This window comes from Butyrivibrio sp. (assembly GCF_024699075.1).
Genome location: NZ_JAILQF010000073.1, coordinates 1 through 2,128, shown reverse-complemented (window position 1 = coordinate 2,128; position 2,128 = coordinate 1). Strand labels below are relative to the sequence as shown.

Sequence of the window (2,128 nt, the reverse complement as noted above, 5' to 3'; positions counted from 1 at the left end):
AATGCACCAGGAGCAGCTCTTCCCACTTATAAGGAAAAAAGTATTAGAGCAGTTAAACGGATATGTTATAACCAAAGAACTTGCAGACATCGACAATTACATTGTCCCAGCCAGCCTTAACGATGACCAGGGAATAATGGGAGCAGTGAAGCTTGCAATCGACGCAGTATGCTGATAGGACAAAAGATGCCCCTGATATAATCCTCGTACGGATAACGCATAAGGATTATATCAGGGGCATTTTTGTATTAAGCAGACTCTATAGTACCAATTTTGCATCTACATATAACATTTTGACAGGTTTATCAAACAATAGATGCTAACGGATGTGCTTATTATAATTTAATATATATCATATAATTACAAAGGATAAACGCACTGCTCATTAGAGAAGAACAGAAACTTATAATACAGGGCTTTAACAAATAAAATCAAAAACCGATTTTGAAAATGTTCCTGATTTTTGTTAGGTTCTTAGGAGCGAGAGTATATAGTGTTTACGGAAGCGGATAAGAGCCTTACAAAAATCAGGGTTATTTTCACATGAGGTGTTGATCTTATTTGTTAAAGCCCTGAAGGCGAAAACTGTTTTCAAGGTGGCATGCGTATAAATTTAGCACAGAAGAAGAGGTGTTTTTATGGTTGATCAGGAAATGAAACAGGCCGTACTTGACGGCTTTGCAAAAGAATTCGGCGATAACGAAGGCGTTAAGTGCTACTTTGCACCAGGCCGTGTAAATCTTATTGGTGAGCATACAGATTATAACGGTGGTCACGTATTCCCATGTGCACTTACGATCGGAACATACGCCGCTGCCAGAAAGAGAGATGACCGCGTAATGCGCTTCGTATCTCTTAACTTTGACGGTTCAAGACGTGAGACATCCCTCGATGACCTTGTTCCAAACGATCCAAAGGCTGGCTGGACCAACTATCCAAAGGGAGTTGTATGGGCTTTTGAAAAAAGAGGAATGAAGCTTGAGACAGGCTTTGATATGGTTATCATCGGTAATATTCCTAACGGTTCAGGTCTTTCATCATCAGCGTCTCTTGAAGTTCTGACAGGATTTGCTGTACGTGATATGTACGGATTTGATGTTTCTAATCAGGAGCTTGCTCTTATCGGTCAGGATGCAGAGAACAATTTCAACGGCTGCAACTGCGGAATCATGGACCAGTTCGCATCTGCTATGGGCAAAAAAGATAATGCTATTTTCCTTGATACAGCAGATCTTTCTTTTGAATATGCGCCTATCCATCTTGATGGAATGAAGATTGTAGTAACTAACACTAACAAAAAGCACAAGCTCACAGATTCTCAGTACAATGCAAGAAGAAGCGCCTGCGAGCACGCTCTTTCCCAGATGCAGACTGTATGTGACATAAAGGGACTTGGAGATCTGTCTATTGAAGAGTTTGAAGCTCATAAGGACGCTATTACAGATGATGATGAAAGAGTTAAGGCAAAGCATGCCGTATATGAGAACCAGCGCACACTTGATGCTGTTTCAGCTCTTAAAGCAGGAGATCTTGAAAAGTTCGGAAAGCTCATGAATGCTTCTCACGTATCTCTTCGTGATGACTATGATGTAACAGGAATCGAGCTTGATACTCTTGCTGAGGAAGCCTGGAAGGTTGACGGCGTAATCGGATCACGTATGACAGGCGGCGGATTTGGCGGCTGCACAGTTTCAATCGTTAAGGATGAAGCTATTGATAACTTTAAAGAAAAGGTTGGCAAGGCTTATAAGGATAAGATCGGCTATGACTGCACATTCTATATCGTATCAATAGGTGACGGCCCAAGAGTAATTGACTAATACATCTATAAAAGGCGACCAGAGACTTTGGGTCGCCTTAATAATATCCAAATCGAGGTGCGCAATGATTGACGAAAACATAGTAGACCTTGTAGCTTATGCTTATCGTACAGGTCTTATAGAAAAAGAAGACATAACATATTCTCTTAATACTATTCTTATGCAGCTTGGTCTTACAGAGCTTGAAGGATCAGAAGAGGATGTCATCAAGAAATCAGAAAGCATTGACCAAAAGAAGATAGATGATGGCACATATCTTGAAGGTACAATGAAAGATCTTTGCAAGTATGCAGCTGATAATAAAATCA

Annotated in this window: 1 protein-coding gene and 2 pseudogenes; all 3 read left to right on the top strand. The window is 40.5% G+C overall.

Translation table 11 applies throughout. The features are described 5' to 3' along the window. Positions 1 to 175, top strand: a pseudogene (locus K6G87_RS19865) (fructokinase); the annotation flags it as partial. 463 nt (positions 176 to 638) lie between these two features. Then, positions 639 to 1,820: a galactokinase gene (locus tag K6G87_RS02660; RefSeq protein ID WP_296833524.1), complete on the top strand. Its 1,182-nt coding sequence runs from the start codon at positions 639 to 641 to the stop codon at positions 1,818 to 1,820. Between the two features lie 64 nt (positions 1,821 to 1,884). Beyond that, a pseudogene (locus K6G87_RS02655) lies at positions 1,885 to 2,128 on the top strand (UDP-glucose--hexose-1-phosphate uridylyltransferase); the annotation flags it as partial.